This is a genomic window from Pseudomonas viridiflava (assembly GCF_003702045.1).
In the GTDB taxonomy this organism is placed as follows: domain Bacteria; phylum Pseudomonadota; class Gammaproteobacteria; order Pseudomonadales; family Pseudomonadaceae; genus Aquipseudomonas; species Aquipseudomonas viridiflava_C.
Genome location: NZ_RBTP01000029.1, coordinates 31,764 through 56,869, shown reverse-complemented (window position 1 = coordinate 56,869; position 25,106 = coordinate 31,764). Strand labels below are relative to the sequence as shown.

Genomic DNA, 25,106 nt, shown 5'->3' with positions numbered 1-25,106 from the left:
TCAGTAGGCCTTGAAATCTATAGCGAAAAAAACCGGAGTACTCGATACACAGTCTGAGAAGCATCAGTCTAGGACAAGTAAACGGAAAATGACGAATGGCCGTTCGCCGTTTACGTGTCGCCCCTGCTTATTCCGCTACGGGTTTCTCGCCGAGCTTGTCGGCCAGGCGAACGAAGGCGGCCAGGTCCAGTTGCTCCGGACGCAGACTGCCGTCCACGCCGGCAGCGGTAATGTCGTCGCTGCTCAATAACAGCTTGAGCGTATTGCGCAGGGTCTTGCGGCGCTGGTTGAAGGCTTCGCGTACGACGCGCTCCAACAGGCGGTGGTCCTTGGCAGGGTGGGGCAGGGTTTCGTGAGGCACCAGACGAACGATGGCCGAATCCACTTTTGGCGGCGGGTTGAACGCGCCAGGCCCGACATTGAACAAATGCTCCACGCGGCAGTGGTACTGGACCATGATCGACAGACGACCCCAATCGCCACCGCCGGGTCCTGCGGCCAGGCGCTCGACCACTTCCTTTTGCAGCATGAAGTGCATGTCGCGAATCAGGCTGGCGTTCTGCAACAGATGAAAGATCAGCGGCGTGGAGATGTTGTACGGCAGATTGCCCACGACCCTCAGGCTGCGCGGTTCGGCACCGAGGCTGTTGAAGTCGAACTTCAGTGCATCGCCCTGATGCAGGTTGAAGTTCGGCTTGCCGGCGAACTGGCTGTTGAGGATCGGGATCAGGTCCTTGTCCAGTTCCACGACATCCAGACGGGCTTCACTGTTGAGCAGGCCTTCCGTCAATGCGCCCTGACCCGGACCGATTTCCAGCAGGTGGTCTTCCGGCTTTGCGCGGATGGCGCGCAGGATCTTGTCGATAACGCCTGCGTCGTGCAGGAAGTTCTGCCCGAAGCGCTTGCGCGCCCGGTGTTGGTATAGCTCGGTCATGAAGGGGTCTCGGCCATCTGGTAGGCGGTTTGCAGTGCCACATGCAGGCTGCCGGTGTCGATTTTGCCGCTGCCTGCCAGGTCCAGCGCGGTGCCGTGATCGACAGACGTGCGGATGATCGGCAGGCCAAGCGTCACATTGACGGCGGCACCAAAGCCTTTGTACTTGAGTACAGGCAGGCCTTGGTCGTGGTACATCGCCAGCACCGCATCGCAGTGCTCCAGATATTTGGGGGTAAACAGAGTGTCGGCAGGCAGCGGGCCGCGTAAATCCAGCCCTTCGCTGCGCAGACGCTCCAGAGTCGGTTCGATGATGTCGATTTCCTCACGGCCCAGATGCCCGCTTTCGCCAGCATGAGGGTTGAGGCCGCACACCAGGATGCGCGGGTGAGGGATGCCAAACTTGTTCACGAGGTCGGCGTGCAGAATGCGTGTGACGCGCTCCAGACGATCCGATGTGATGGCATCGGCCACGTCGCGCAGCGGCAGGTGAGTGGTCACCAGCGCGACACGCAGGTCACCGGTTGCCAGCATCATCACCACTTGTTCGGTGTGGGTCAGTTCAGCGAGAAATTCGGTATGACCGGAGAAGGCAAAGCCTCTTTCATTGATCACACCTTTGTGTACCGGGGCGGTGATCATGCCGCTGAACAGGCCGTCGAGGCAGCCCTGTCCGGCGCGGGTCAGGGTCTGCAGCACAAACCCGGCGTTGGCCGTGTTCAGTTGGCCGGTGACCACTGGCGCCCCCAGCGGCGTATCCCAGACATACAGGCCGCCAGCGGGCGCGGGTACGTCGGGGAGGGCATCAGGAGATACGTCGATCAGGTTGACGGCCACACCCAGCTGCGCGGCCCGCTCAAGGAGCAGGTCACGGCTGGTAATGGCAATCAGGGGGTGTGGCTGAGGTTGCGTGGCGAGCAGCAGGCAAAGGTCAGGACCTATGCCGGCCGGCTCGCCGGGTGTCAGTGCGAAGCGCTTTGGTTTCACTGAGCAGCCTGGGCTGCGCCAGGAAGCTTGATTTCGACGTAGGCTTCGTCACGGATCTGACGCAACCACGTTTGCAGCTCTTCGTCGTATTTGCGGTTACGCAATACGTTCAGAGCTTGCTGATCACGGGCCTGGCTGGTGGCGTCCGTGGCGCGACGGCCCAGGACTTCCAGTACGTGCCAGCCGTAAGCGGTCTTGAACGGTTTGGACACCACGCCCTGAGGCGTTTCTGCCATGACTTCGCGGAACTCGGGAACCAGCGAATTGGGGTCAACCCAGTTCAGGTCGCCGCCGTTAAGCGCTGAGCCAGGATCTTCCGAGAAGCTTTTGGCCAGTTCGCCGAAGTCTTCGCCGTTTTCGATGCGGTCATACAGCTTGGCTGCCAGACGCTTGGTTTCTTCTTCGCTGCGGATTTCGCTTGGCTTGATCAGGATGTGGCGCACATGCACTTCATCGCGCATCTGAGCCTGACCCTGGCCGCCGCGCTTTTCCAGCAGCTTGAGGATAATGAAGCCGCCCGGTGTGCGCGCTGGAGGCGTCACGTCACCCACAGGCATCGAGCTGAGCATGTCGCCGAATGGAGGTGGCAATTGAGCTGCCTTGCGCCAGCCCATGTCGCCGCCTTCCAGCGCGCTTTCGCTCGACGATTTGGCAATTGCCATCTGTGCGAAGTCGGCGCCTTTCTTCAACTGGTCGTAGATGTCTTTGGCCCTGCGCGCTGCGGCCTGGATGGCATCGGACGATGCACTGTCAGGCGTGGCGATCAGGATATTGGCCAGGTGAAACTCTTCGGACAACTGAGCCTTGCCCAGGTCGGAGGCCAGGAAGTTTTTCACTTCCTGTTCGGAGACCTGGATACGCTCGGCCACACGACGCTGGCGAACACGGCTGATGATCATCTCGCGACGAACCTGCTCGCGTGCATCGTTGTACGACAGACCGTCGTGGGCCAGTGCAGCCCGGAACTGATCAACGCTCATGTTGTTGCGCTGAGCGATGGTGCCGATGGCCTGGTTCAGTTCTTCGTCAGTGACGCGAATGCCGGAACGCTCGCCGATTTGCAACTGCAGGTTTTCCAGAATCAGACGTTCCAGGACCTGCTGTTGCAGTGCTTCGGCTGGCGGTACACCCGACCCGCGCTTGGCGATGGTTTGCTGAACTTCACGCACACGCTGGTCCATCTGGCTTTTCATGATCACGTCGTTGTCGACGATGGCCACGACACTGTCCAGAGGTTGAACCGCCGCATGCACGGCGCCGCTCAGGAGTAACGCGCCCAGCATCAGCGGGCGCAGACAATCAGAAAGCTTGGTCTTCACGTTCACGATAACCTTGGATGCCTTTGTCGAGGAAGCTCTCTACTTTGGCGCCGGTCACGCCGCCGAGTCCCTTCAACACGATTTGTAGGAATATGCCGTGGTCGCCTTTTTCGTTCTGAGGCGCTTCCTGGCTGAACTCGTCGTAATCAATCCAGTAGCGGTTGATCAAACGCAGTTTCCAGCAGCAGTTGTCGTATTCGAAGCCACCAAAGGCCTCGATGGTACGGTCACGGTTGTAGTCATACTGCCAGCGGCTGATGAGGTTCCACTGCGGGATGACCGGCCAGATGACCGAGAAATCATGCTGCTGGATCTTGTAGTAGTCCTTCACGTAGTTCCGATCACCTGGCGAGCCGTAATCACCACCGCCCACGGTCCAGCGGCCAGTTGTCTGGTCGAAGCGGACCTGGTCGTTACGATAGCGGTAGCCGAAGTTGACGACCTTGTTCGGGTTGTCTTCAGGCTGGTAGTGGAACATTGCGCTGCCCGAGCGGGTGCTCTTGCTGTCCGGATCCCAGTTGAAATCCGATGAGAAGCGCCAGTCACGGTTGTAGTGGTATTCGTATTCAAGCGCGTAAGGTGAAACATTGGCTTTGGCGTCGTCGCGGTCTGCGAACACGATGCCTGGGAGTTGCACCTTGCGGTCCTTGAAGTACAGCGCCTGACCGATGCTGAAGCGCTGACGTTCGAAACCGTTGTCTTCGATCCAGCGGTTGGTGATACCCAGCGACAGCTTGTTCTCATCACCAATACGGTCCGAGCCGCTGAAGCGGTTATCACGGAACAGAGACGCGAAGTTGAACGTACTTTCACCTGTGTCGAATACCGGGATATCGCTCTGATCTTTTTCAGGAACGTAGAGATAGAACAGGCGCGGTTCCAGCGTCTGACGATAATCTTTACCGAACCATTGCGTGTTGCGGTCGAAGTACAGGCCGCTGTCGACGCTGAAGATTGGTACGCTGCGGCTTTGGCTGCTGTTGTACTCTTCGCCAGCCAGCAAGGTATTTTTGCCTTGACTGTCCAGATCCAGATCGTACTGGGTATAAACGTACTTGAGCTTTGGCGTCAGGAACCCGTAGGTCCAGTTCATCGGTAGGCTCACGGATGGAGCCAGATTCAGGCGGTCGCCATTGGCGCGGGCCAGGCCTGCCACGTTTCTGTCCAGTCTAGGCGTGCCGATGGTGCCATCGGCATTGAACGGTCCACCGTTCTCATCAAGAAAATTACCATCACGCAAGTCACGTTCGAACCGAACCGCTTCGGTTTTGTAGTCGAACTTTAAGCCGCCCGGATTGAAAGGCAGCGTACCGTCAAAGGTGATCTGCGGAAGACTGTTATAAGGCGTGATGCTCGCGACGGTTGCCAGCTTGTAGGCCTGAGCGTTGAACACTGCCCTGTAGTTATCGCCACGATAGGTCAGGGAGCCCTGCTGGTTGATGAAGTCAGTTCTGGCTACGCCAATCTGATCCGTTTCCAGATCCTGGAAATAATAAGGATCGCTGATGTCGGTGTAATCGACCTTGGTCAGCCAGCGCGAATCAAGCCCGCCTGTGTGCTGCCAGTTGATCATCCAGCGCGTCTTGTCGTAATCGGACTGCAGCTTGCGCTCGTCGTCTTCGTCGTTCAGGTAAGCACCGCCGAACTGGCCTTCGCTGCTTTTGGTCAGGTAGCGGAACTCGCCCTCCATCAGCATGCCGCGCTTGGCCATGTAACGCGGGTACAAGGTGGCGTCGTAGTTCGGTGCCAGGTTGAAATAGTACGGCGTGACCAGCATGAAGCCGGTGTCGGTGCTGGTAGAGAAGCTAGGTGGCAGGAAGCCGGACTGACGACGGTCGTCGATCGGGAAGTAGATGTACGGCGTGTAGAGAACCGGTACGTCCTTGACCCGCAGCGTCACGTTGGTCGCGGTGCCGAAACCGGTCGCCGGGTTCAGCGTGATGTTGTTGCCTTTGAGCGTCCAGGCGTTGCTGTTCGGCTCGCACGTGGTGTACGTGCCGTCCTTGAGACGAATGATCGCGTTCTCGGCACGCTTGGCGTACAGCGCGTTACCGCGAATGTTCGACTTGTGCAGGACGTATTCGGCGTTATCGACACGGGCTTCACCGGTGTCGAGTTGCAGTTCTGCCTTGTCGCCGACGATCAGCGCGCCGTTGTCACGCAGACGCACGTCACCGTTCAGCTCGCCACGGTTTTCGGCCTGATGCAGGGCGGCTTCCTGAGCCTGAACCTGCATGCTGCCTTGACGCAACACGACGTCACCAGCCAGGGTCGCAACTTGTGCTTCCTGCTCGTAACGCGAGGCTTTTGCACCGACAAACATCGGTGCATCGCTCATTTTCGTCTTGTCGTCCATGCCCGGGCGAATCGGCTCTACGTAGGCACCCGAGCAATACGGGCCGGTTTCGGCCAGTTGTGCTGCGGTGAGCTTTTCACGAGGAACCCAATCGAGGTGACTGTAGTCAGCACTACGCGACTTCAGGCCTTTGCCCTTGGCCTCGGTCACCAGTTGCGTCGTCGCAACCGGTTCGCCGGCGGAAGTGCTTTCCGAGGTCACAGTGCCGTTGGAACTGACCGACGTCGTGCTATGCACGGGGCGCGGAGGCAGTTCAACGGCAGCGGTGCCGGATTTCGGCGCACAGTTCCAGGCACCCGAAGCAGAGACTGAGCAGTCATACTGTTCCGCGGCAACCACGAACTGAGTGGCCAGAGGTTGCATCGCCAGCAGACTGCCGGTTACGAGCAACGGAAATTTTTTACGAAACGCGGGGGATTTCAATGCCATCTTATTAGTCCGGGCTTCCTGCGCGCCATCTGCCCGCGGGGGGGCCGCACGCCTCTCGATGGGCTGAAAAAGATTCCGGATAATAAAGCATGACCCGCTTGACGGCTAGCGCCGTCGGAGACCCTTGTAATGCCAGATCAAGATATACGCCTGCAATCCCTGAAACTTTGGCTCGATGAGCAGTTGCCAGCGCTGTTCACGGCGCAAAATTGGGGCGCCGTACCCCCGGCCACGTTGACTGCGGCCAGTAGCGATGCCAGTTTTCGTCGTTATTTCCGTTGGGAAGGCGAGGGGCGAACTTTTATTGTGATGGATGCACCTCCACCCCAGGAAAACTGCAAACCGTTTGTGGATATCGCTCATTTATTGGAAAAGTCCGGCATAAATGTTCCTAAAATTTATGCCGAAGACCTCACGCAAGGCTTTTTGCTGCTCAATGATCTGGGTCGTCAGACTTATCTGGACGTGATCGATGCCGATAACGCAGAGGCGCTGTTTGCCAACGCCATCGACGCATTGCTGGCGTATCAGCAACTGCCGATGGACGCGCCGCTGCCCAGTTATGACGTGGCGTTGCTGCGCCGTGAGCTTGAGCTGTTTCCCGAGTGGTATGTGAAGCGTCACCTGGGCATCGAGATGGACGAGGCCCAACGGGCGGATTGGCAGCAGGCCAGCGAACTGTTGATCGAAAGCGCGCTGATCCAGCCCAAAGTGCTGGTGCACCGCGACTACATGCCCCGTAACCTGATGATCAGTGAGCCCAATCCGGGGGTTCTGGACTTTCAGGACGCCGTGTACGGACCGGTCACTTATGACATTACCTGTCTGTTCAAGGACGCGTTCTTGAGCTGGCCTCAGGAGCGTGTCACCGAATGGTTGCAGACATATTGGGACAAGGCCCGTGTGTTGGGCATTCCGGTTCATGACGATTTTGCAGCGTTCGAACGTGCCAGCGACCTGATGGGTGTGCAGCGTCATCTGAAGGTCATTGGGATCTTCGCACGCATTTGTCACCGCGATGGCAAACCGCGTTATCTGGGCGACGTTCCGCGCTTTTTCGCCTATATAGAAGCCGTTCTTTCACGACGTCCGGAGCTGGCGCAGTTGGGTCAGTTGCTGACCAGCCTGCAGCAGCCGGCCGAGACCGCCGTTTGACTCATTTTGAAAAGGTATCGATTGTGTTGAAGAGGACTGCATGAAAGCGATGATTCTCGCCGCCGGGAAAGGCGAGCGGATGCGTCCGATAACCCTGCACACGCCAAAACCGCTGGTGCGTGCAGGCGGTGTGCCCCTGATCGAGTATCACCTCAACGCCCTGCGCGAGGCCGGGTTTCACGACCTGGTCATCAACCATGCCTGGCTGGGCCAGCAGATCGAGGACTACTTGGGGGACGGGCAGCGGTTGGGCCTGGATATCCGGTATTCCCCCGAAGGCGAGCCTTTGGAAACCGGTGGCGGCATTTTTCGCGCATTGCCATTGCTGGGCGAGGAGCCGTTTGCGGTAGTCAATGGCGACATCTGGACCGATTACGACTTCGCCGCACTGCGCGCACCGTTGTCCGGTCTGGCGCATCTGGTGCTGATCGACAACCCGGCGCATCACCCGACGGGTGATTTCTCCCTGGTCGATGGTCGGGTGAGTGACGATGCTGCTGCGGGGCTGCGCCTGACCTACAGCGGCATCGCGGTGCTGCATCCGCAGTTGTTCGCAGGGTGTGAGGCCGGTGCGTTCAAGCTGGCACCCTTGCTGCGTGACGCTATGCGACAGGGATTGGTGACGGGCGAGCATTTCAACGGGCGTTGGGTCGATGTGGGCACTCACGAGCGGCTGGCTGAGGTCGAGCGTTTGCTGTCGGGGCGCACGGAATGATTTGGCCGGGTACGCTGGCGGGTGCCGGGATCGGTTATTTGATTGCCAGCATTCCTGGCGCGCTACTGGGTGCATTGCTGGGGCAGGCGCTGGATCGCCACCTGAAACTGTACAGCTGGGCGCACCTGCGTGAGCGTCTGGGCGGGCGTGCGGCCATTCATGACGACGAATTGTTGTTCGTGATGCTAGGGCGTCTGGCCAAGTGCGACGGGCGGGTTGCGGCCAGCCATATCCATCAGGCACGCACCGAGATGCAGCGCCTGAACATGGACAAGTCGCATCAGCTTCGTGCCATCAACGCGTTCAATCGCGGCAAGGATGGCTCGGATGGCTTGCGCAGTTATCTGCGTCGTCTACGCGGTGACCCTGACAGGACGGAAGGTTTGTTGCGTGCTTGTTGGCGAATGGCATGGGCCGACGGCAGGGCGTCACGGTCCGAGCGCGAGCTTATTGGCGTGTGGGGGATGTGGCTGGGCTGGACCGAGCCGCAGGTCGAGGCGCTGGCTGCCGAGCACGATCCGATGAAACGGCCGCCCATCAGCAGTGCTGACGCCTATAAAGGCGCAATGCTGTTGCTGGGCGTGCAGGCCGACACGGATCCGGTGACCATCAAGCGGGCGTATCGACGTTTGCTCAGCCGTCATCACCCGGACAAAATCGCAGGCTCGGGTGCCAGCTCGTTGCAGGTGCGAGTGGCGACCGACAAAACCAGCGAGTTGCACAATGCCTATCGACTGATCAAGGCGCGTCGCGGTTTCAAGTGACTGTGCTGCGCCTGGGTGTGTGCTGAATAAGAACGGTTTTCGTGGGAGCGGACTTGCCCGCGAAAAGGCCGGTACATCTGACGAAGATGCAGCGGCCGAAGTGCCATATTCGCGGACAAGTCCGCTCCCACAATGGTCGGTGTTTGTTGCGCGACAGCGCGTTTCAAACGATAAAGATATCCCGACCTATTTAGCCTCGATCCAGCCGCGAACCCGTCGGAAGATTTGTTCCTGCTCGGTTTCTGCGTTGCCCGCGCTGTTGATCAGGCCGACTTGCGTGAAGCCCGGTCCTTTGGCACGTTTGCTGGCTTGCAGCCGTGCGGTTGCAGCTGGCTGGGGTGGGTTTTTATAAATGAAGTCGGCTGTGTTGACCTTGAGCGTCGGCACCATGTCCAGCAAGGAAGGCGACATGTCGAGCGGCTCGCGTGCAGCGACCATCACCAGCTTTTGGACCAGAGGTGATGCACGCTCGCTCATGTAGCGCGTTGCCCAGTAAGCGCCGCTGCTGTGTCCGAGCAACACGATGCTGTGGGCTTTGTTCTGCTGTGCGAACGCAATCGCGCTGTCAATGCGGGCAAAGACCCGCTCGGCCTGCGCCTTGTTGCGTTCTTCATCGGCAGCCGCTTTGGCGGCGTCAGCAGTGGCCTGAGCTTCTGCGTCGGCGGTCACTGCAGTGTCCTTGGCGGCGGCATCCTTCGGCGCTTCCTTGGATTTTTCGGCACCGGCATCGCCGCTCGCCGTGTCAGGCTCGCGTGGCATCAGCGCATTGTCCTGCGCATCCGGCAGGGTGACGCTCAAGCTTGACCAACCGACATTCGGAAACTTATAGCGCAGCGGGCCCACCACGTCAGGCCAGTCCGGGGACTCACCGGCCCCCGGCAGAATAATCACGGTGCCTTGGGGCTCGTCGCTATTGGCCGGTTTCCAGAGGGCGAGAAAGCTTTCGTCGCCCGCCTGCAGCTGTTGCTGATCTTGCTTGGGCAATTGACGCTCAAGGGCGATGGCATCTTCCTGCCCGCGGCTTGGCAATGGCGCACGCTCGACGGGAGCCTCGACGGCGTCTTTGGCAGGCTCGGCCGCCATCACGGGCAGGGCGCAAGGTACGATCAGCGACAAAAACAATGTGGGAAACATTGCGCGAATGGTGTGGGACATCGGATATTCCAAGCCAGAAACTATACCGGCAGCCTAATGGGTTGATCGGCTTTTGTCAGGCGTGAGCCTGGGCGCAGTACACCTACATGAGAACGACACGTTGCTAACTCGTCTTCGGCGCATCGGTTTTATCGGCTGCCTGGCTGTGCTCTTGATGGCGCAGGCGGCAAATGCACAGTTCGATGCGCCTGACATTGCTGCGCGTGATCAGTTGAATCCGGCGCAGCGCGACTGGCTGAAGCAACACGGCCCGTTGCGCGTCGGGCTTGTATTGCGTGCGCCGTATGCGCAGTTCGATCAGCGCCTGCAGCAGTTGTCGGGTGCCAACGTCGAGTTCATGAATGCGCTGGCCGCCACGTTGTCCGTGGAATTGTTGTGGCGAAACTTTCCCGATCAGGCCGCGTTGGAAAAAGCGCTGGCCAATGGCGAAGTAGATGTCGCGCCCGGCCTCACGCAAACGCCTGCCGGCCTGAAACTCTGGCTGTTTTCCGATCCGTATCTGCGTGTTTCTCAGCTGTTGATAGGCGAGCGTGACGGCGGCACCACTGTGGACCTGGACAAGCTCGACAGTCGTTCGCGTGTCGCGGTACGCATGCCCAGCGCCACGGCCGACTACCTGCGCAGCAATTACCCGCATCTGAATCTGCAAGGCGTGCCGCTTGAGCGCCAGGCTTTGCAACTGCTGCTCAGCCAGCAAGCGCGCTATGCGGTGGCCGACGAAGCTCAGCTCAGCCGGCTGCTGCGAGAGCCCGAGTTTTCCGGTCTGACGGTGGTCGGCGATATCGGTCTGCCGTTGTTGCTGAGGGTGGCGTCACGCCGGGATGCACCGGAATTGGCCGCGATCATCGGCGAAGGGCTGCACGCCATTCCGGCCAGAGAGCTCGATCAACTGCACACTCGCTGGATGCCGCTGACGCCTTCCCGTTTCAGCGAGTCGCCGGGGCTCTGGCAGAACCTCTGCATTCTGCTGCTGGTGATGCTGCTGGCCTGTTTCGCCATCGTGATCTGGCAGCGGCGTCAGCAGCAGGCGCTTGAACAGGAATTGCTCACTGCCCGCGAGGACATCGCCCGCCGCGAGGAAGGGGAGGCGTCGTTGCGGCTGGCGCAGTTCTCCATCGACCAGAGCACGGTCGGCATTTTGTGGGTCAATTGGGACAGTCGTGTGCGCTACGCCAATCGGGCAGCAGAAACCATGCTCGGTTATGCGCCAGGCCAGGTGGTCGAGCGTCCGCTGATCGACTTTGACCCCGGCCTGCACATGGATCGCTGGCTTAATCTGTGGAAAAACGCGCGCTCCACCGACGACAGTCCGCAGTTGTTCGAAACGAGTTGCGTCTGCGCCGACGGCAGTGTGTTGCCGGTCGATGTGTCGCTGAGCTTCCTGCGCTTTCGTGAGGCCGAGTACTTGGTGGTGTTCCTCAGTGACGTCAGCGAGCGACGTCGCGCCCACGACCAATTACGTGAACTTTCGGCTCATCTGGAAAGCGTGCGTGAGGAAGAGAAAGCCAGAATTGCCCGTGAGGTTCACGACGAACTGGGGCAGATGTTGACGGTACTCAAGCTGGAAACTTCCATGTGCGAGCTGGCCTACGCTGACCTTGACCCCGGCTTGGGTGAGCGGCTGGGCAACATGAAAAAACTGATCGCGCAGTTGTTCCAGTTGGTGCGCGATGTGGCCACTGCGCTGCGGCCGCCGATTCTGGATGCGGGCATCGCCTCGGCCATCGAATGGCAGGCCCGCCGCTTCGAGGCGCGTACGCAGATTCCGTGTCTGGTACAGGTCCCCGACAGTCTGCCGACGCTAAGCGATGCGAAGGCGACGGGTATGTTCAGGATTCTTCAGGAGGCGCTGACTAACGTGATGCGCCATGCACAGGCGCACACCGTCGAGATCAGCCTGACGCTGGAGCGGGGCATGATGTGCATGACCATCGCCGACGACGGCCAGGGCTTTGTCGAGTCCGGCAAGCCAGTGTCGTTCGGTGTAGTCGGGATGCGCGAGCGGGTCTTGATGCTGGGCGGTCGATTGGAGCTGGACAGCGAGCTGGGTGAGGGCACAACCTTGCGCGCCTATATTCCGTTGGATCCCGCTGGACAGGAGCGAGAACAGTGATTCGTGTACTGGTAGCCGAAGACCATGCCATCGTGCGTGAGGGGATCAAGCAACTGATCGGCCTGGCCAAAGACCTGCATGTGGTGGGCGAGGCGAGCAATGGCGAACAGTTGCTCGAGACGCTGCGCCACGTGGCCTGCGAGGTGGTGCTACTGGACATCTCCATGCCGGGCGTCAATGGGCTGGAGGCCATTCCGAGGATCCGTGCCCTGAACAATCCACCCGCCATTCTGGTGCTGTCGATGCATGACGAGGCGCAAATGGCCGCGCGTGCCTTGAAAGTCGGCGCAGCAGGTTATGCCACCAAGGACAGCGACCCTGCACTGTTGCTGACGGCGATTCGCCGGGTGGCGGCGGGAGGGCGTTACATCGATCCCGAGCTGGCCGACCGCATGGTGTTCGAAGTGGGCCTTACCGACAACCGCCCGTTGCACTCGCTGCTGTCTGAGCGCGAATTCTCGGTGTTCGAGCGGCTGGCCCAAGGCGCGAACGTCAATGACATCGCTCAGCAACTGGCGCTGAGCAGCAAGACCATCAGCACCCACAAGGCGCGTCTGATGCAGAAAATGAAGCTCAACTCGCTGGCCGACCTGGTGAAATACGCGATGGAGCATAAGCTGTTCTGAGTCTGAAAACGACATGCCCACGAGTTCCGGACATCGACCTGTGGGAGCGGACTTGTCCGCGAAAAGTGGGCCAGACTACGCAGATATGCAGGGTTGGCGTTCTTTCGCGGACAAGTCCGCTCCTACCGGATGCTTTGCAACTTCTAAGGCATATCCATCCCCGCCATCCTTGTAGGGCAATCCCTACCCCTGGCCTTCCAGCTTGCCTAGGCTAATCTCTCATCACCCCCGATTTCCGGGGCCTTGAGGCTGTTCTAGTCTTGATGCCACGCAGACAAAACAAAGGTGTGGGTAATGAGCGACGTCGATACAAGCGCTGGAGCAAGCGATGTTCTGGTCAGCTTTCGTGGTGTGCAGAAGAGCTACGACGGCGAAGCACTGATCGTCAAAGACCTCAACCTGGATATCCGCAAAGGCGAGTTCCTGACCCTGCTCGGACCGTCCGGCTCCGGCAAGACCACCAGCCTGATGATGCTCGCCGGTTTCGAAACCCCGACTGCCGGTGAAATCCTGCTCGGTGGCCGCGCCATCAACAATGTGCCACCGCACAAGCGTGACATCGGCATGGTGTTCCAGAATTACGCGCTGTTCCCGCACATGACAGTGGCCGAGAACCTGGCGTTCCCCTTGTCGGTGCGCGGCATGAGCAAGACGGACGTCGGCGAGAAAGTGAAGCGTGCGCTGGGTATGGTCCAACTGGACACCTTCGCGCATCGTTACCCGGCCCAGTTGTCAGGTGGTCAGCAACAGCGTGTCGCGCTGGCCCGTGCGCTGGTGTTCGAGCCGCAACTGGTGCTGATGGACGAACCCCTCGGCGCGCTCGACAAACAACTGCGCGAACACATGCAGATGGAGATCAAACACCTGCACCAGCGCCTCGGCGTGACCGTGGTTTACGTGACGCACGACCAGGGCGAAGCGCTGACCATGTCCGACCGTGTGGCGGTGTTCCACCAAGGCGAGATCCAGCAGATCGCGCCCCCGCGCAGCCTGTACGAAGAGCCGAAGAATACCTTTGTGGCCAACTTCATCGGTGAGAACAACCGCCTCAATGGCCGTCTGGTCAGTCAGGACGGCGACCGTTGCGTGGTGGAACTGGAACGCGGCGAGAAAGTGCATGCGCTGGCGGTGAACGTCGGCCAGCCGGGCGGCCCTGTCACCCTGTCCATTCGCCCCGAGCGCATCAACCTCAATGGCCGCAGCGAAAGCTGTGTGAACCGTTTCTCTGGCCGTGTGGCCGAGTTCATCTATCTGGGCGACCACGTGCGGGTGCGTCTGGAAGTGGCGGGCAAGACTGATTTCTTCGTCAAGCAGCCCATCGCCGAGCTGGATCCGGCACTGAGCGTCGGCGACGTCGTGCCCATTGGATGGCAAGTCGAGCATGTGCGTGCGCTCGACCCCTTGCAGCAAGTGCATTGATTTATCGGTAACAGCCACAACAGAGGCGAATCGATCGCCCACCCCAATCGCTTACCAACACTGCTCGTGGAGAAAAGAATACATGCTGAAATCATTGAAGTTCACCGCCATCACCTTGGGCATGATGTGCGCAGCACAAACGATGGCAGCCACTGACCTGACCGTCATCTCCTTCGGTGGCGCCAACAAGGCCGCTCAGGAAAAAGCCTTCTATGCGCCGTGGGAAAAGGCCGGTAACGGCAAGATCATCGCTGGCGAATACAACGGCGAAATGGCCAAGGTCAAAACGATGGTCGACACCAAGAGCGTGTCCTGGGATTTGGTAGAGGTCGAGTCGCCGGAACTGGCGCGTGGTTGTGACGAAGACATGTTCGAAGAGCTCGATCCGGCCATGCTGGGCAAGGCTTCCGACTACGTGCCGGGCGCCATCACCACGTGCGGTGCCGGTTTCTTCGTCTGGTCCACCGTGCTGGCCTACAACGCCGACAAGGTTGCCAGTGCGCCGAGCGGTTGGGCGGATTTCTGGGATACCAAGAAATTCCCGGGCAAGCGGGGCCTGCGCAAAGGCGCCAAATACACATTGGAATTCGCCCTGATGGCCGACGGCGTTGCGCCGAAAGATGTCTACAAAGTGCTGGCCAGCAAAGACGGCCAGGACCGCGCCTTCAAGAAACTCGATGAGCTCAAGCCGAACATTCAATGGTGGGAAGCGGGTGCACAGCCGCCTCAGTACCTCGCTTCTGGTGATGTGGTGATGAGCTCTGCCTACAACGGCCGAATTGCCGCCGTGCAGAAAGAAAGCAACCTGAAAGTGGTGTGGACCGGTGGCGTCTACGACTTCGACGCATGGGCCATTCCGAAGGGGTCGAAAAACGCTGAAGCCGCGAAGAAATTCATCGCCTACAGCCTGAGCCCGGAACAGCAGAAGACCTACTCGCAGAACATCGCCTACGGCCCGGCCAACACCCAGGCGGTAACGCTGCTGGACAAGGAAACCCTGCAGAACATGCCGACGACCCCTGAGAACATCAAGGATCAGGTGCAGATGGATGTGTCGTTCTGGACCGACAACGGTGAATCCCTGGAGCAGCGTTTCACTGCCTGGGCTGCCAAGTAATCGCGTTACGTTGAGTTAGATCCGGGTGTTCCCTGCGTCAGGGAACACCCTCTTCGTTGAAAGATTCCGGAGTTCGCTATGGCCATCGCCGTGCCCCTGACTGAAGGCGCCAGCCCCACTTTGAAGCAACGCCTTGCACGTGCAGAGCGAGTCAACCGCTGGAAGGCTCAGGCACTGATCGCTCCGCTGGTGATCTTCCTGTTGCTGGTGTTTCTGGTGCCTATCGCCGCACTGCTCTACAAGAGCGTCAGTAATCCGGAAGTGGTTACTGCCTTGCCGAGCACCGTGATCGAAGTTCAGAAATGGGACGGGAAAGGGCTGCCGCCCGAGTCGGTGTACAAAGCGTTGAGCCTGGACCTGGCTGAAACGCGCAAGAATTCGACGCTGGGCGATTTGTCCAAGCGCCTCAATATGGAGCTGGCCGGTTACCGCAGCCTGCTGAGCAAAACCGCCCGGGCGCTGCCATTCAAGACTGAGCCTGCCTCTTATAAAGATGCACTCGAAGCGCTGGATGAGCGTTGGGGCGACCCCGCCTATTGGCAGGCCGTTCGCCGCAACACCAGCAGCCTCACCCCGTATTACGTACTGGCCGCCGTTGACCATCGCATCGACGACCTTGGCGAAATAGCGCCTGCGACCCCCGATCAGGCGATCTACGTGGACATCTTTGCCCGCACGTTCTGGATGGGGCTGGTCATTACCGTGATCTGTCTGGTGCTGGCCTATCCATTGGCTTATCTGCTGGCCAGCCTGCCGTCACGCCAGAGCAACTTGCTGATGATTCTGGTGTTGCTGCCGTTCTGGACGTCAATTCTGGTGCGTGTCGCGGCCTGGATTGTGCTGTTGCAATCGAGTGGACTGATCAACAGTGCATTGCTGGCGATGGGCATCATCGACAAGCCGCTGGAACTGGTTTTCAACCGGGTCGGCGTGTACATCTCGATGGTACACATCATGCTGCCGTTCATGATCCTGCCGATCTACAGCGTGATGAAGAACATCTCCCCGACGTACATGCGTGCAGCCATTTCCCTGGGCTGCCATCCGTTCACCAGCTTCTGGCGTGTGTACTTTCCGCAGACCTACGCGGGGATCGGTGCTGGCTGCCTGCTGGTGTTCATTCTGTCGATTGGCTACTACATCACCCCGGCCTTGCTGGGCAGCCCGAACGACCAGATGGTTAGCTATTTCGTCGCGTTCTACACCAACACCAGCATTAACTGGGGCATGGCCACCGCGCTGGGCGGTCTGCTGCTGTTGGCAACCATCGTGCTGTACCTGATTTATAGCTGGCTGGTCGGCGCCAGCCGCCTGCGTCTGAGCTGAGGAGCGTCACCATGCTGAATCCCTACACATCGCCGATCGAGCGCATCTGGTATTACGCGCTGCGCATCATCTGTGCGCTGGTGCTGCTGTTCCTCGTGCTGCCGGTGCTGGTCATCGTGCCGCTGTCGTTCAACTCCGGCAGCTTTCTGGTCTATCCGCTGCAGGGCTTTTCTTTGCAGTGGTATCAGGACTTCTTCAACTCCGCCGAGTGGATGCGCGCGCTGAAGAACAGCATGATCGTCGCCCCGGCTGCGACCTTGCTGGCCATGATATTCGGCACGCTGGCGGCGATTGGCCTGACGCGTGGCAATTTTCCCGGCAAGGCGCTGGTCATGGCGCTGGTGATTTCGCCGATGGTGGTGCCCGTGGTCATCGTCGGTGTGGCCAGTTACCTGTTCTTCGCCCCGCTGGGCCTGGGCAACAGCTACACCTCGCTGATCCTGGTGCATGCGGTATTGGGTGTGCCGTTCGTGATCATCACCGTGTCGGCGACGTTGCAGGGCTTCAACCACAACCTGGTGCGTGCGGCGGCAAGCCTGGGTGCCTCGCCACTGACCGCGTTTCGCCGGGTGACCTTGCCGTTGATTGCACCGGGCGTTATCAGCGGCGCGCTGTTCGCGTTCGCCACCTCATTTGATGAAGTAGTGGTCACCCTGTTTCTGGCCGGACCTGAGCAGGCGACGTTGCCGCGCCAGATGTTTAGCGGCATTCGCGAAAACCTCAGCCCGACCATTGCCGCTGCCGCCACCTTGCTGATCGGTTTTTCGGTCCTGTTGCTGCTGGTGCTGGAATGGCTGCGTGGGCGTAGCGAGAAGTTGAGGACGCAGGCGGCGTGATGCTGTTGGGCTATTCAATGCCGGGGGCAGTTTGCCGCCGATGTGGTTTTTTGTGGGAGCGCAGTGTCGGAGGCGCGGCAGAGATTTCCCTGTCTGCTGCGTTGTGTCAGGCATGAAGCGATTTCCTGCATTTAGCCGCTGAATGGCTTACAAAACATCAAGAGTGCACCTGCGACATATCCAGAAACGTTGGAGTACAATGCGCGCCATCGTGATTCTGCTCAAACAGGTGCGCCATGCAGCCCTTCGTTATTGCCCCCTCGATTCTTTCCGCTGACTTCGCCCGCCTGGGTGAGGAAGTCGACAATGTGCTGGCCGCAGGTGCGGACTTCGTGCATTTCGATGTCATGGACAACCACTACGTCCCGAACCTGACCATTGGTCCGATGGTGTGCAGCGCGCTGCGTAAATACGGCGTTACAGCGCCTATCGATGTCCACCTCATGGTCAGCCCGGTGGACCGCATCATTGGCGACTTCGTTGAAGCCGGCGCCACCTACATCACCTTCCACCCCGAAGCCACCCAGCACATCGACCGCTCGCTGCAACTGATCCGTGAAAGCGGTTGCAAGTCGGGTCTGGTGTTCAACCCGGCCACGCCGTTGAACCTGCTGGAGTACGTCATGGACAAGGTCGACATGATCCTGCTCATGAGCGTCAATCCAGGTTTCGGTGGCCAGAAGTTCATCCCCGGTACGCTCAACAAATTGCGTGAAGCGCGGGCGCTGATCGACGCATCGGGTCGTGACATTCGCCTCGAGATCGACGGCGGCGTCAACGTCAACAACATCCGTGAGATCGCGGCCGCTGGCGCCGATACTTTCGTGGCAGGCTCTGCCATTTTCAACGCGCCCGATTACCGCGAAGTGATCGAGAAAATGCGTGCCGAACTGGCGTCTGCCCGCGCATGAGCGGCTTCGAGCAGCTGTTTGCAGGTCAACTGCCCAAGCTGATCATGTTCGATCTGGACGGAACCCTGGTGGACTCCGTTCCGGATCTGGCCGTCGCCGTGGACAAAATGCTGCTTGAGCTGGGCCGCCCTGCGGCCGGGCTTGAGTCGGTACGCGCCTGGGTTGGCAACGGTGCGCCAGTGCTGGTGCGCCGGGCATTGGCCAACGACATCGATCACAGCGGTGTCGACGACGCGCTCGCCGAGCAGGGGCTTGAGATCTTCATGGAAGCCTATGCGGAAAAGCACGAGTTCACCGTGGTCTACCCAGGCGTTCGCGAAACCCTGAAATGGCTTCAGAAAATGGGCGTGCAGATGGCGCTCATCACCAACAAGCCGGAGCGTTTCGTTGCGCCGTTGCTCGATGAAATGAAGCTGGGCCGGTTCTTTCGCTGGATCGTGGGTGGCGACACCATGCCGCAAAAGAAACCAGACCCCGCCGCGCTGTTTTTCGTCATGAAAATGGCCGGTGTTCCTGCTTCGCAATCCCTGTTCGTTGGCGATTCGCGTACCGACGTGCAAGCGGCCAAAGCGGCAGGAGTGGCCTGTGTCGCGTTGAGTTATGGCTATAACCACGGTCGCCCGATTGCCGAGGAATCTCCGGCGATGGTGATCGATGATCTGCGCAAGCTGATTCCCGGTTGCCTGGATCAGGACGCTGAGATACTGTTGCCCGACATCGAACGTCCCTCCTGTAGAGATTCCATCGTGGTGGTCACTCGCAAACTCTGGATGAAAGTCATGAAGGCTCTGGCCCGCTGGCGTTGGCGCGCCTGACTTGATCCTGGCCGGCCTGCCGGTACGTTTGCCTTACTGACCGTTTTATCCTCAAACCACGAGGTTGCTCATGAACCGTGAAGAATTCCTGCGTTTGGCCGCTGACGGCTACAACCGCATCCCGCTTGCCCGTGAAACCCTGGCCGACTTCGACACACCGCTGTCGATCTACCTGAAGCTGGCCGACCAGCCCAATTCCTATTTGCTGGAGTCGGTTCAGGGCGGGGAGAAGTGGGGCCGGTATTCGATCATCGGCCTGCCGTGCCGCACCGTCATGCGTGTGCATGGCCATCGCATCAGCATTACCCATGATGGCGTCGAGATCGAAAGCCACGAGTCCGAAGACCCGCTGGCGTTCGTCGAGGCCTTCAAGGCGCGCTACAACGTGCCGACCATCGCCGGCCTGCCGCGCTTCAACGGCGGTCTGGTCGGTTATTTCGGTTATGACTGTGTGCGCTATGTCGAGAAGCGCCTGGCGAACTGCCCGAACCCGGATCCGCTGGGCGTGCCTGACATCTTGCTGATGGTGTCCGACGCGGTCGTGGTGTTCGATAACCTGGCGGGCAAGATGCACGCCATCGTGCTGGTCGATCCGGCGCAGCAGGACGCCTACGAGCAGGGGCGCAAGCAGCTCGATGAGTTGATGGACAAGCTGCGTCAGCCGATCACGCCGCGCCGTGGTTTGGACCTGGATCGCCCGCCTGCGCCCGATCCGGTGTTTCGTTCAAGCTTTACGCAGGGCGATTACGAAGCCGCAGTCGATACCATCAAGCAGTACATCCTGGCGGGCGATGTGATGCAGGTGGTGCCGTCGCAACGCATGTCCATCGACTTCAAGGCCGCGCCCATCGATTTGTACCGGGCGTTGCGCTGCTTCAATCCGACGCCTTACATGTACTTTTTCAACTTCGGCGATTTTCACGTCGTTGGCAGTTCGCCGGAAGTGCTGGTACGCGTCGAGGACAACCTGATCACCGTCCGTCCCATTGCGGGCACCCGTCCTCGCGGTGCCACCGAAGAGGCCGACCTGGCGCTGGAAAAGGACCTGCTGTCCGATGACAAGGAAATCGCCGAGCACCTGATGCTGATCGATCTGGGCCGCAACGACACGGGCCGCGTATCAGAAATCGGCTCCGTGAAGCTGACCGAGAAGATGGTCATCGAGCGTTATTCCAACGTGATGCACATTGTTTCCAACGTCACCGGGCAGTTGAAAGATGGCCTGACGGCGATGGACGCGCTGCGGGCAATTCTGCCGGCGGGCACCTTGTCCGGCGCGCCGAAAATTCGTGCGATGGAAATCATCGACGAGCTGGAGCCGGTCAAGCGCGGCGTGTATGGCGGGGCAGTGGGGTACTTTGCCTGGAACGGCAACATGGACACCGCCATCGCGATTCGTACTGCGGTGATCAAGAACGGCGAGCTGCATGTACAGGCGGGCGGCGGGATTGTGGCGGACTCGGTGCCTGCGCTGGAGTGGGAAGAAACCTTGAACAAACGTCGTGCGATGTTCCGTGCCGTGGCATTGGCGGAGCAGACCGCGGCGGAGTGAGGAGGTTGCTTAAACAGCCTCACGCTGATCATGCCCACCGCTCCGGGTGGGCATGATCATCTTCCCGTGCCCCATTTTCTGAGTCAGAAATTCAGGCTTAGCGCGACATTGGCCCCTTGCTGCGTTACGTCATCATTCTTGCGCCAGTTGTAGTTGGCGCGCAGCGTGAGGTCCTGAGTGAGTTTCTGGCTCACGCCCAGCGTGGCGCGGTTCAGGTTGCGTTGTGGGGTGTAGCCGTCCAGCGTGAAGTCGATGGAGGGCACGCTGTTGAGCGACATGGTCACGTTTTGCTGATCGGTTTCAAACTCCCGCTCACGTGCCACTTCTCCCCAGACCTGCGTCGATGACGTGACCTGAAACTTGCCCTGCAAACCAACGCCTGCTCGCTTGGACTTGCGCGTCTGGTCATCGAAGGTCAGTGCTGTCGAGCGGGCGCCCTCCTCGGAGTAGCCGTCCACGTCGATGTGCGCATAGTCAGCGCTGATGAAAGGTGACAGGTGCCAGCGGCTGGCCGTGCCCGCGATGTCGAAACCGACCCGCGCACTCACTGCCCACATTTGGCCATCGGTATCGCCTTTTTCCTGACCCTCGCTCACGCCCAGAGCGAACTTGCGCTCGGCGTTCTCGTAATCCAGCTTGCCGCCTGACGCGGCCAGGTCGCCCCACCAGTGGTTGGCCTGATATTGCAGAAAGGCGGTCGCGATGTAGCTATTGAGCTTGTAATCCGAATCCTTGGGGCCTGCCTCAAGGTTCTGCCGGTAAGCGCCAGCTACCACACCCGTGCGCCAGTGATCGGCGAAGCGGTAGCTGGTGCCGATCGTCAGGTTATAGCCATTGCCGTCAGCGTCGGCCGAAGCGTCTTGAGCGTCGATGTCCAGTTTCTGACCGCCCGCCGAGAGGATGCCTTGCCACTGCCCGACGGCCTGCCAGTTGCCGAAATCGCTGAGCCATTGGGCGTGCAGTTCGTCCTGGTGAGCGCGCAGAGTGGTGTTGGCCATTTCCGGCAGCAGTGTTATTTCCCACGGTGCTGACAGCAATGAATAGGCGTAGTCGGCCAGTAAGCGCTGACCCGCTTCGGTCGGGTGGACGCGGTCGTTGAAGAACAGTTTGGTCGGATCAGGCGCTGTGCCCGAGCGTCCGAAGGTGGCGCTTTCGTTGCAGCTGTCACCACTGAAGCAGGTACGCACCAGGTTCTCGGTGGGGTCAAAGCCGAACCGCGCAGGCTCCGCCAGGGTTTCGCTGATCAGTAGCGGTACGTTGAGCGGGATGATTTGCGCATCGATCTGCGCCAGGCGGCTCACCAGTTGCTCGTTGAAGCGGGCGCTGAGTCTGGAAGTCGCGGACTCAAGAATCGTCCCGCTCAAGGCCGGTGTCTTGCCGATATCCGGCAGCAGCCAGACCATGATGTGGCGCGCGCCGGCTTGTTGCAGCACCTGCGCGCTGTCGGCGAGGCGGTTGGCGGCGTCTTCGGCATTACCCGCGCTCAGCACGCGCCCCTGAAGGAAGTCGTTACCGCCTCCGGTCAGGTAGTAGAGCGCATTCGGGTCGGCACGAAACCCATTGGCTGGCAAATACCCCGGTCGGCTGCGCAAGACGGTTTGCGAACCGCTGGTGATGGGGGTTATGGCATCAGACTGCGTGGTGATCGAGTCCAGGACCTGGTCGGTTCGGTAGCCACCCACTGCCCAGTTATTACCATCCGGCAGCCCGAGGGCTGCGTTAACGGGCGACGTCGAAGCTGCAAGATCACCGGCAGGCACATGGAGCATCCGGCCGATGAGCGTGGACGAGTTCAGGTTGTAGACCTCGCCGCTGCCGTCCTGATAAGTGGGACCGACGCGATTGGTAAAGCGCAGTGTGGCACCAGCAGGCCCGTCGGTATCCGGGAATTGGCCAGCGTCTGCGAGGCTGTCGCCAAAGACCACCATCGTCGAGTAAGGCGCGGCCACGGCCGAGCTACAGGCCAGCGAAAGTAGACAGGCCGCAAATGGCCATCGCCTTGATGTCATGATCATGAGTAAAGATCCTTTCCTGTGTTTTTATTGTGTTTAGGAAACGTAGCAAGCCTCTTCATGACCGCCAGCGCTATCGAAAGTTACCGCCCAGTGGTTGGCATATCATTGACATAAATCATGCAGCCCTGTCTGTGACGATATCGTTAAGGTAATTGGCCAGGTCATGCAGGTAGACGAAGGGGTGGCCCTGACGTGTACCACCGGTGCGACTGACCTTCAGGGCGATACGGCCGGCGTTGATTTTGCGCAACAGATTGCGGTCGTTGGACAGGTGTGAGAAGTAGCGTTCCCGCACCGCGCTCAACGATGGGCACGGCGTGGCGAATTCCTTGCGAAGCTGGTCGAGTATGTCGTTCATTCCATGACTCCCTTTGGTCTGTACGGGTAAAAAGCGCAGCGTCACGCCGCATCTCCGCCCCAAGGGGCCGAGTGCGAATCGGAGACGGGTGTGGCCTTAATACGTTGGGGTGTCAGTACCAGGAGCTGCCCGGTCTGACGCTGGATCATCTCGATGAGATGTCTTTGGCACGCTGCGGGGTGCAGGTACACCGGGCAGCGCGCTCTTTGTCGTGTGGTTTGCATGTTCGTACTCCATGACGAGGTGCGAACAAACAATACGATATGTAGTGAAATGGTGCAATACAGTTTGTAGTTAAAAATACATTTTGTATTAGTAGGCGTCCGCCGACTCGACGTACCACGACACATGCACCGAGCCATTTTCGACATTGCGCTTCACGTTGATGCCTTCGGCCTCGCTGATCTGCTCCACAATTCGTTCCCAGTGAACAGGCGATTCTCCGGGCTCTCGGATCAGCAGCACCTGGTGTTCGATCTGAGCCTTGGGGCTGGTGATGAGGTCCTGAATACGCTGGGCGAGGGCCAGGTAGGCATCGTGTGGAGAGGTTTCAGATAGTGGGCTAGGCATGCGTGAACTCCTTTTTACTGTATGCGCATACAGTAGTTGAGTAATATTTCCCACGCAAGCGGCAAACCTTTCCTATCCCGAAGTCATGACCCTGAACGCCGGACATAAAAAAGCCTCGCTGGGCGAGGCTTGGGGATCACCGCGGTGATCAGAGGCGCATGGTCATCTGCCGGATAACACCGATCAGTTTGCACTCTTCGCTGACCGCAATCGTCGGGTAGGCAGGGTTCAACGGCTTCAGGAAGTAGCGCCCTGCGTCCTCGACCAGCTTCTTGAACGTCGCTTCGTTGCTTTCGGGGAGCTTGGCGATGACCAGTTTTCCTGGAGTGGGCTCAAGGCCGGTGTCCACCAGGATCAACATACCTTCCGGGATGCTCTGGCCTGTGGGTGCCGTCATTGAGTCGCCGCGCACCACCAGCCAGAAGGCGCGGCCCTTGGCTTTGTAATCGCTCAGCTCGAAGGTGTCGCAATAGCCGACCGGATAAGGCTCGACCGCCTCGTTCCAGCCGCCAGCCTCCACCCAACTGATCACCGGGTAACGGTAGAAGCGCGAAGGCTGCTCCGTGGGCGCCACGTTTTGCTGCCCGGGCTCTTTCCCCGGAATCGAGGTGGTAAGGATCGGCAGGCCCAGTTCGGCCAGCAATCGGTTGATGACTTCGATCTTGGGCTCGCGCTTGCCATTGAGCCAATGCCCGACCGCGCCGGGCGTAACCCCCATGCGTTCGGCCATCTCTTCCTGGCTGATCTGCTGGGTGTCCATGACCTGCCTTGCGACTTCATACCATTTATTCATGCGTCGAATCATACAGGCTGTAGGGTGATCTTCAATATACACACTGTAATGTCTTGTTGTGCATAAAAAATACAGATTGTATTGTCTGGCTTTTCCAGAGGCGCAACATCGTGCCCCTGAAACAAGCCAGGCAGGAGAAGCACAATGATTGAAGAAGTCGAAGCGGTGATGGTGCATTGGGGCGAACAACGGATGCGCATCGGGTTGAGTGGCGGTTTGAGCAGCCCGATGGCCGGCATCATGGAATGGGGCGCTTACATCCCCCGCAGCACGCCGGGTTCGCGATCCCTGGTCGGCAACGGCAGCGGCATGGACTATATAAGCAGCGAAGTCGAAGCGGCTGTTGCCGAGATGGCGCGTGGTCCGGTCAAGGGCCGAGGGCCGGAGCTGGCACAGCTCGCCAACCTGCGTTACGTGGAGCTATTGCCGGTGCGCGAGCAGATGCGGTTGCTGGGCATTAATGAAGGCGCCGATCGGACCTACCGCAACTGGGTCGACAAGCTCCACCAGAACGTACTGGCTGCGTTAGCCGCACGCAGCGCATCACGAAGCCACAACAAAAAGGCTGCTCGCAGCGCTTGAATTCGCTCAGGCACACGCGGTGTTTTGCACCGCTCATCCGGGCCGCTGGCCCAGCTGTGGTCGAACTCATGTTGAACTGCGGCCAAACTCGACCCACCCCCAAATTGCCCCTTTCCAGCCTTTCCGGAGGGGGGTAAAAAGGTCCCACGATATGCGATTTGCGCCTCGGAACTGCCCAACAGGGCGGACCGCGCAACAGCTTGAACGGGTCGCTGATGACTCGCTTCGAAGCCCGCTCAGGCGGACCACCTTTATAGATT

Annotated in this window: 22 protein-coding genes; 13 read left to right on the top strand and 9 right to left on the bottom strand. The window is 59.6% G+C overall.

All coding sequences use genetic code 11. The features are described from left to right. Positions 1-127: 127 nt before the first annotated feature. The 4 genes from rsmA to ALP40_RS09805 are packed head-to-tail and all read right to left on the bottom strand — an operon-like array spanning position 128 to position 6,024. Positions 128-934: a 16S rRNA (adenine(1518)-N(6)/adenine(1519)-N(6))-dimethyltransferase RsmA gene (gene rsmA / locus ALP40_RS09820; protein ID WP_122208095.1), complete on the bottom strand. Its 807-nt coding sequence runs from the start codon at positions 932-934 to the stop codon at positions 128-130. Further along, entirely contained in the window at positions 931-1,920 is a 990-nt protein-coding gene (gene pdxA / locus ALP40_RS09815) for a 4-hydroxythreonine-4-phosphate dehydrogenase PdxA (RefSeq protein ID WP_122208094.1), read from the bottom strand. Before pdxA ends, rsmA begins: the two co-directional genes overlap by 4 nt. Next, positions 1,917-3,239, bottom strand: coding sequence for a peptidylprolyl isomerase (locus ALP40_RS09810; protein ID WP_181115087.1), 1,323 nt, complete (start codon positions 3,237-3,239; stop codon positions 1,917-1,919). The genes pdxA and ALP40_RS09810 overlap by 4 nt, the downstream gene beginning before the upstream one ends. Beyond that, positions 3,220-6,024 (bottom strand): LPS-assembly protein LptD, encoded by a 2,805-nt coding sequence (locus tag ALP40_RS09805; RefSeq protein WP_122208093.1) that lies wholly within the window; start codon positions 6,022-6,024, stop codon positions 3,220-3,222. Before ALP40_RS09805 ends, ALP40_RS09810 begins: the two co-directional genes overlap by 20 nt. Before the next feature lie 129 nt (positions 6,025-6,153). Here ALP40_RS09805 and ALP40_RS09800 point away from each other — a divergent pair, with 129 nt between their 5' ends. The 3 genes from ALP40_RS09800 to ALP40_RS09790 are packed head-to-tail and all read left to right on the top strand — an operon-like array spanning position 6,154 to position 8,658. Next, the gene (locus tag ALP40_RS09800) at positions 6,154-7,179 is read left to right on the top strand and encodes an aminoglycoside phosphotransferase family protein (protein ID WP_122208092.1); all 1,026 of its coding nucleotides are present in this window, start codon (positions 6,154-6,156) and stop codon (positions 7,177-7,179) included. Between the two features lie 40 nt (positions 7,180-7,219). Next, positions 7,220-7,894 (top strand): N-acetylmuramate alpha-1-phosphate uridylyltransferase MurU, encoded by a 675-nt coding sequence (gene murU, locus ALP40_RS09795; RefSeq protein WP_122208091.1) that lies wholly within the window; start codon positions 7,220-7,222, stop codon positions 7,892-7,894. Further along, a complete protein-coding gene (locus tag ALP40_RS09790; protein ID WP_122208090.1) occupies positions 7,891-8,658 on the top strand; it encodes a TerB family tellurite resistance protein in 768 nt (255 codons plus the stop codon). The genes murU and ALP40_RS09790 overlap by 4 nt, the downstream gene beginning before the upstream one ends. 186 nt (positions 8,659-8,844) lie before the next feature. On the opposite strand, the gene ALP40_RS09785 is transcribed toward ALP40_RS09790, so the two are convergent. Further along, positions 8,845-9,813, bottom strand: a complete 969-nt coding sequence (locus tag ALP40_RS09785) for an alpha/beta hydrolase family protein (protein WP_181115092.1) — start codon at positions 9,811-9,813, stop codon at positions 8,845-8,847. Between the two features lie 154 nt (positions 9,814-9,967). Between ALP40_RS09785 and ALP40_RS09780 the strand changes: the two genes are divergently transcribed. The 9 genes from ALP40_RS09780 (at position 9,968) to trpE (ending at position 20,528) form a co-directional block, all read left to right on the top strand. Continuing rightward, the gene (locus tag ALP40_RS09780; protein WP_409077511.1) at positions 9,968-11,926 is read left to right on the top strand and encodes a histidine kinase; all 1,959 of its coding nucleotides are present in this window, start codon (positions 9,968-9,970) and stop codon (positions 11,924-11,926) included. Then, on the top strand, positions 11,923-12,552 hold the full coding sequence (locus tag ALP40_RS09775) for a response regulator transcription factor (protein ID WP_122208087.1): 630 nt from the start codon (positions 11,923-11,925) through the stop codon (positions 12,550-12,552). The genes ALP40_RS09780 and ALP40_RS09775 overlap by 4 nt, the downstream gene beginning before the upstream one ends. Before the next feature lie 294 nt (positions 12,553-12,846). Beyond that, the gene (locus tag ALP40_RS09770; RefSeq protein WP_122208086.1) at positions 12,847-13,971 is read left to right on the top strand and encodes an ABC transporter ATP-binding protein; all 1,125 of its coding nucleotides are present in this window, start codon (positions 12,847-12,849) and stop codon (positions 13,969-13,971) included. Positions 13,972-14,053: 82 nt separating this feature from the next. Beyond that, a complete protein-coding gene (locus ALP40_RS09765; protein WP_122208085.1) occupies positions 14,054-15,088 on the top strand; it encodes a polyamine ABC transporter substrate-binding protein in 1,035 nt (344 codons plus the stop codon). A gap of 78 nt (positions 15,089-15,166) precedes the next feature. Continuing rightward, positions 15,167-16,414 carry an ABC transporter permease gene (locus ALP40_RS09760; RefSeq protein ID WP_122208084.1) on the top strand — a complete coding sequence of 416 codons (1,248 nt, stop codon included), beginning with the start codon at positions 15,167-15,169 and terminating at the stop codon, positions 16,412-16,414. A gap of 11 nt (positions 16,415-16,425) precedes the next feature. After that, entirely contained in the window at positions 16,426-17,250 is an 825-nt protein-coding gene (locus ALP40_RS09755) for an ABC transporter permease (protein ID WP_122208083.1), read from the top strand. Positions 17,251-17,486: 236 nt separating this feature from the next. Then, positions 17,487-18,161, top strand: a complete 675-nt coding sequence (gene rpe, locus ALP40_RS09750; RefSeq protein WP_122208082.1) for a ribulose-phosphate 3-epimerase — start codon at positions 17,487-17,489, stop codon at positions 18,159-18,161. Then, a complete protein-coding gene (locus ALP40_RS09745) occupies positions 18,158-18,976 on the top strand; it encodes a phosphoglycolate phosphatase (RefSeq protein WP_122208081.1) in 819 nt (272 codons plus the stop codon). The genes rpe and ALP40_RS09745 overlap by 4 nt, the downstream gene beginning before the upstream one ends. 70 nt (positions 18,977-19,046) lie before the next feature. Beyond that, on the top strand, positions 19,047-20,528 hold the full coding sequence (gene trpE / locus ALP40_RS09740) for an anthranilate synthase component I (protein ID WP_122208080.1): 1,482 nt from the start codon (positions 19,047-19,049) through the stop codon (positions 20,526-20,528). Between the two features lie 83 nt (positions 20,529-20,611). On the opposite strand, the gene estP is transcribed toward trpE, so the two are convergent. The 4 genes from estP to ALP40_RS09715 all read right to left on the bottom strand — a co-directional run bounded on the left by estP (position 20,612) and on the right by ALP40_RS09715 (position 24,231). Beyond that, the gene (gene estP, locus ALP40_RS09735; RefSeq protein WP_122208079.1) at positions 20,612-22,543 is read right to left on the bottom strand and encodes an esterase EstP; all 1,932 of its coding nucleotides are present in this window, start codon (positions 22,541-22,543) and stop codon (positions 20,612-20,614) included. A 115-nt stretch (positions 22,544-22,658) separates the two neighbouring features. Beyond that, positions 22,659-22,901, bottom strand: a complete 243-nt coding sequence (locus ALP40_RS09730; protein ID WP_004885381.1) for a pyocin activator PrtN family protein — start codon at positions 22,899-22,901, stop codon at positions 22,659-22,661. A 312-nt stretch (positions 22,902-23,213) separates the two neighbouring features. After that, positions 23,214-23,471, bottom strand: a complete 258-nt coding sequence (locus tag ALP40_RS09720) for a DUF1654 domain-containing protein (RefSeq protein WP_122208077.1) — start codon at positions 23,469-23,471, stop codon at positions 23,214-23,216. A gap of 148 nt (positions 23,472-23,619) precedes the next feature. Next, on the bottom strand, positions 23,620-24,231 hold the full coding sequence (locus ALP40_RS09715; RefSeq protein ID WP_181115141.1) for a LexA family transcriptional regulator: 612 nt from the start codon (positions 24,229-24,231) through the stop codon (positions 23,620-23,622). A 177-nt stretch (positions 24,232-24,408) separates the two neighbouring features. Here ALP40_RS09715 and ALP40_RS09710 point away from each other — a divergent pair, with 177 nt between their 5' ends. Then, positions 24,409-24,846, top strand: coding sequence for a hypothetical protein (locus ALP40_RS09710; RefSeq protein WP_122208075.1), 438 nt, complete (start codon positions 24,409-24,411; stop codon positions 24,844-24,846). The last annotated feature ends 260 nt before the right edge of the window (positions 24,847-25,106 follow it).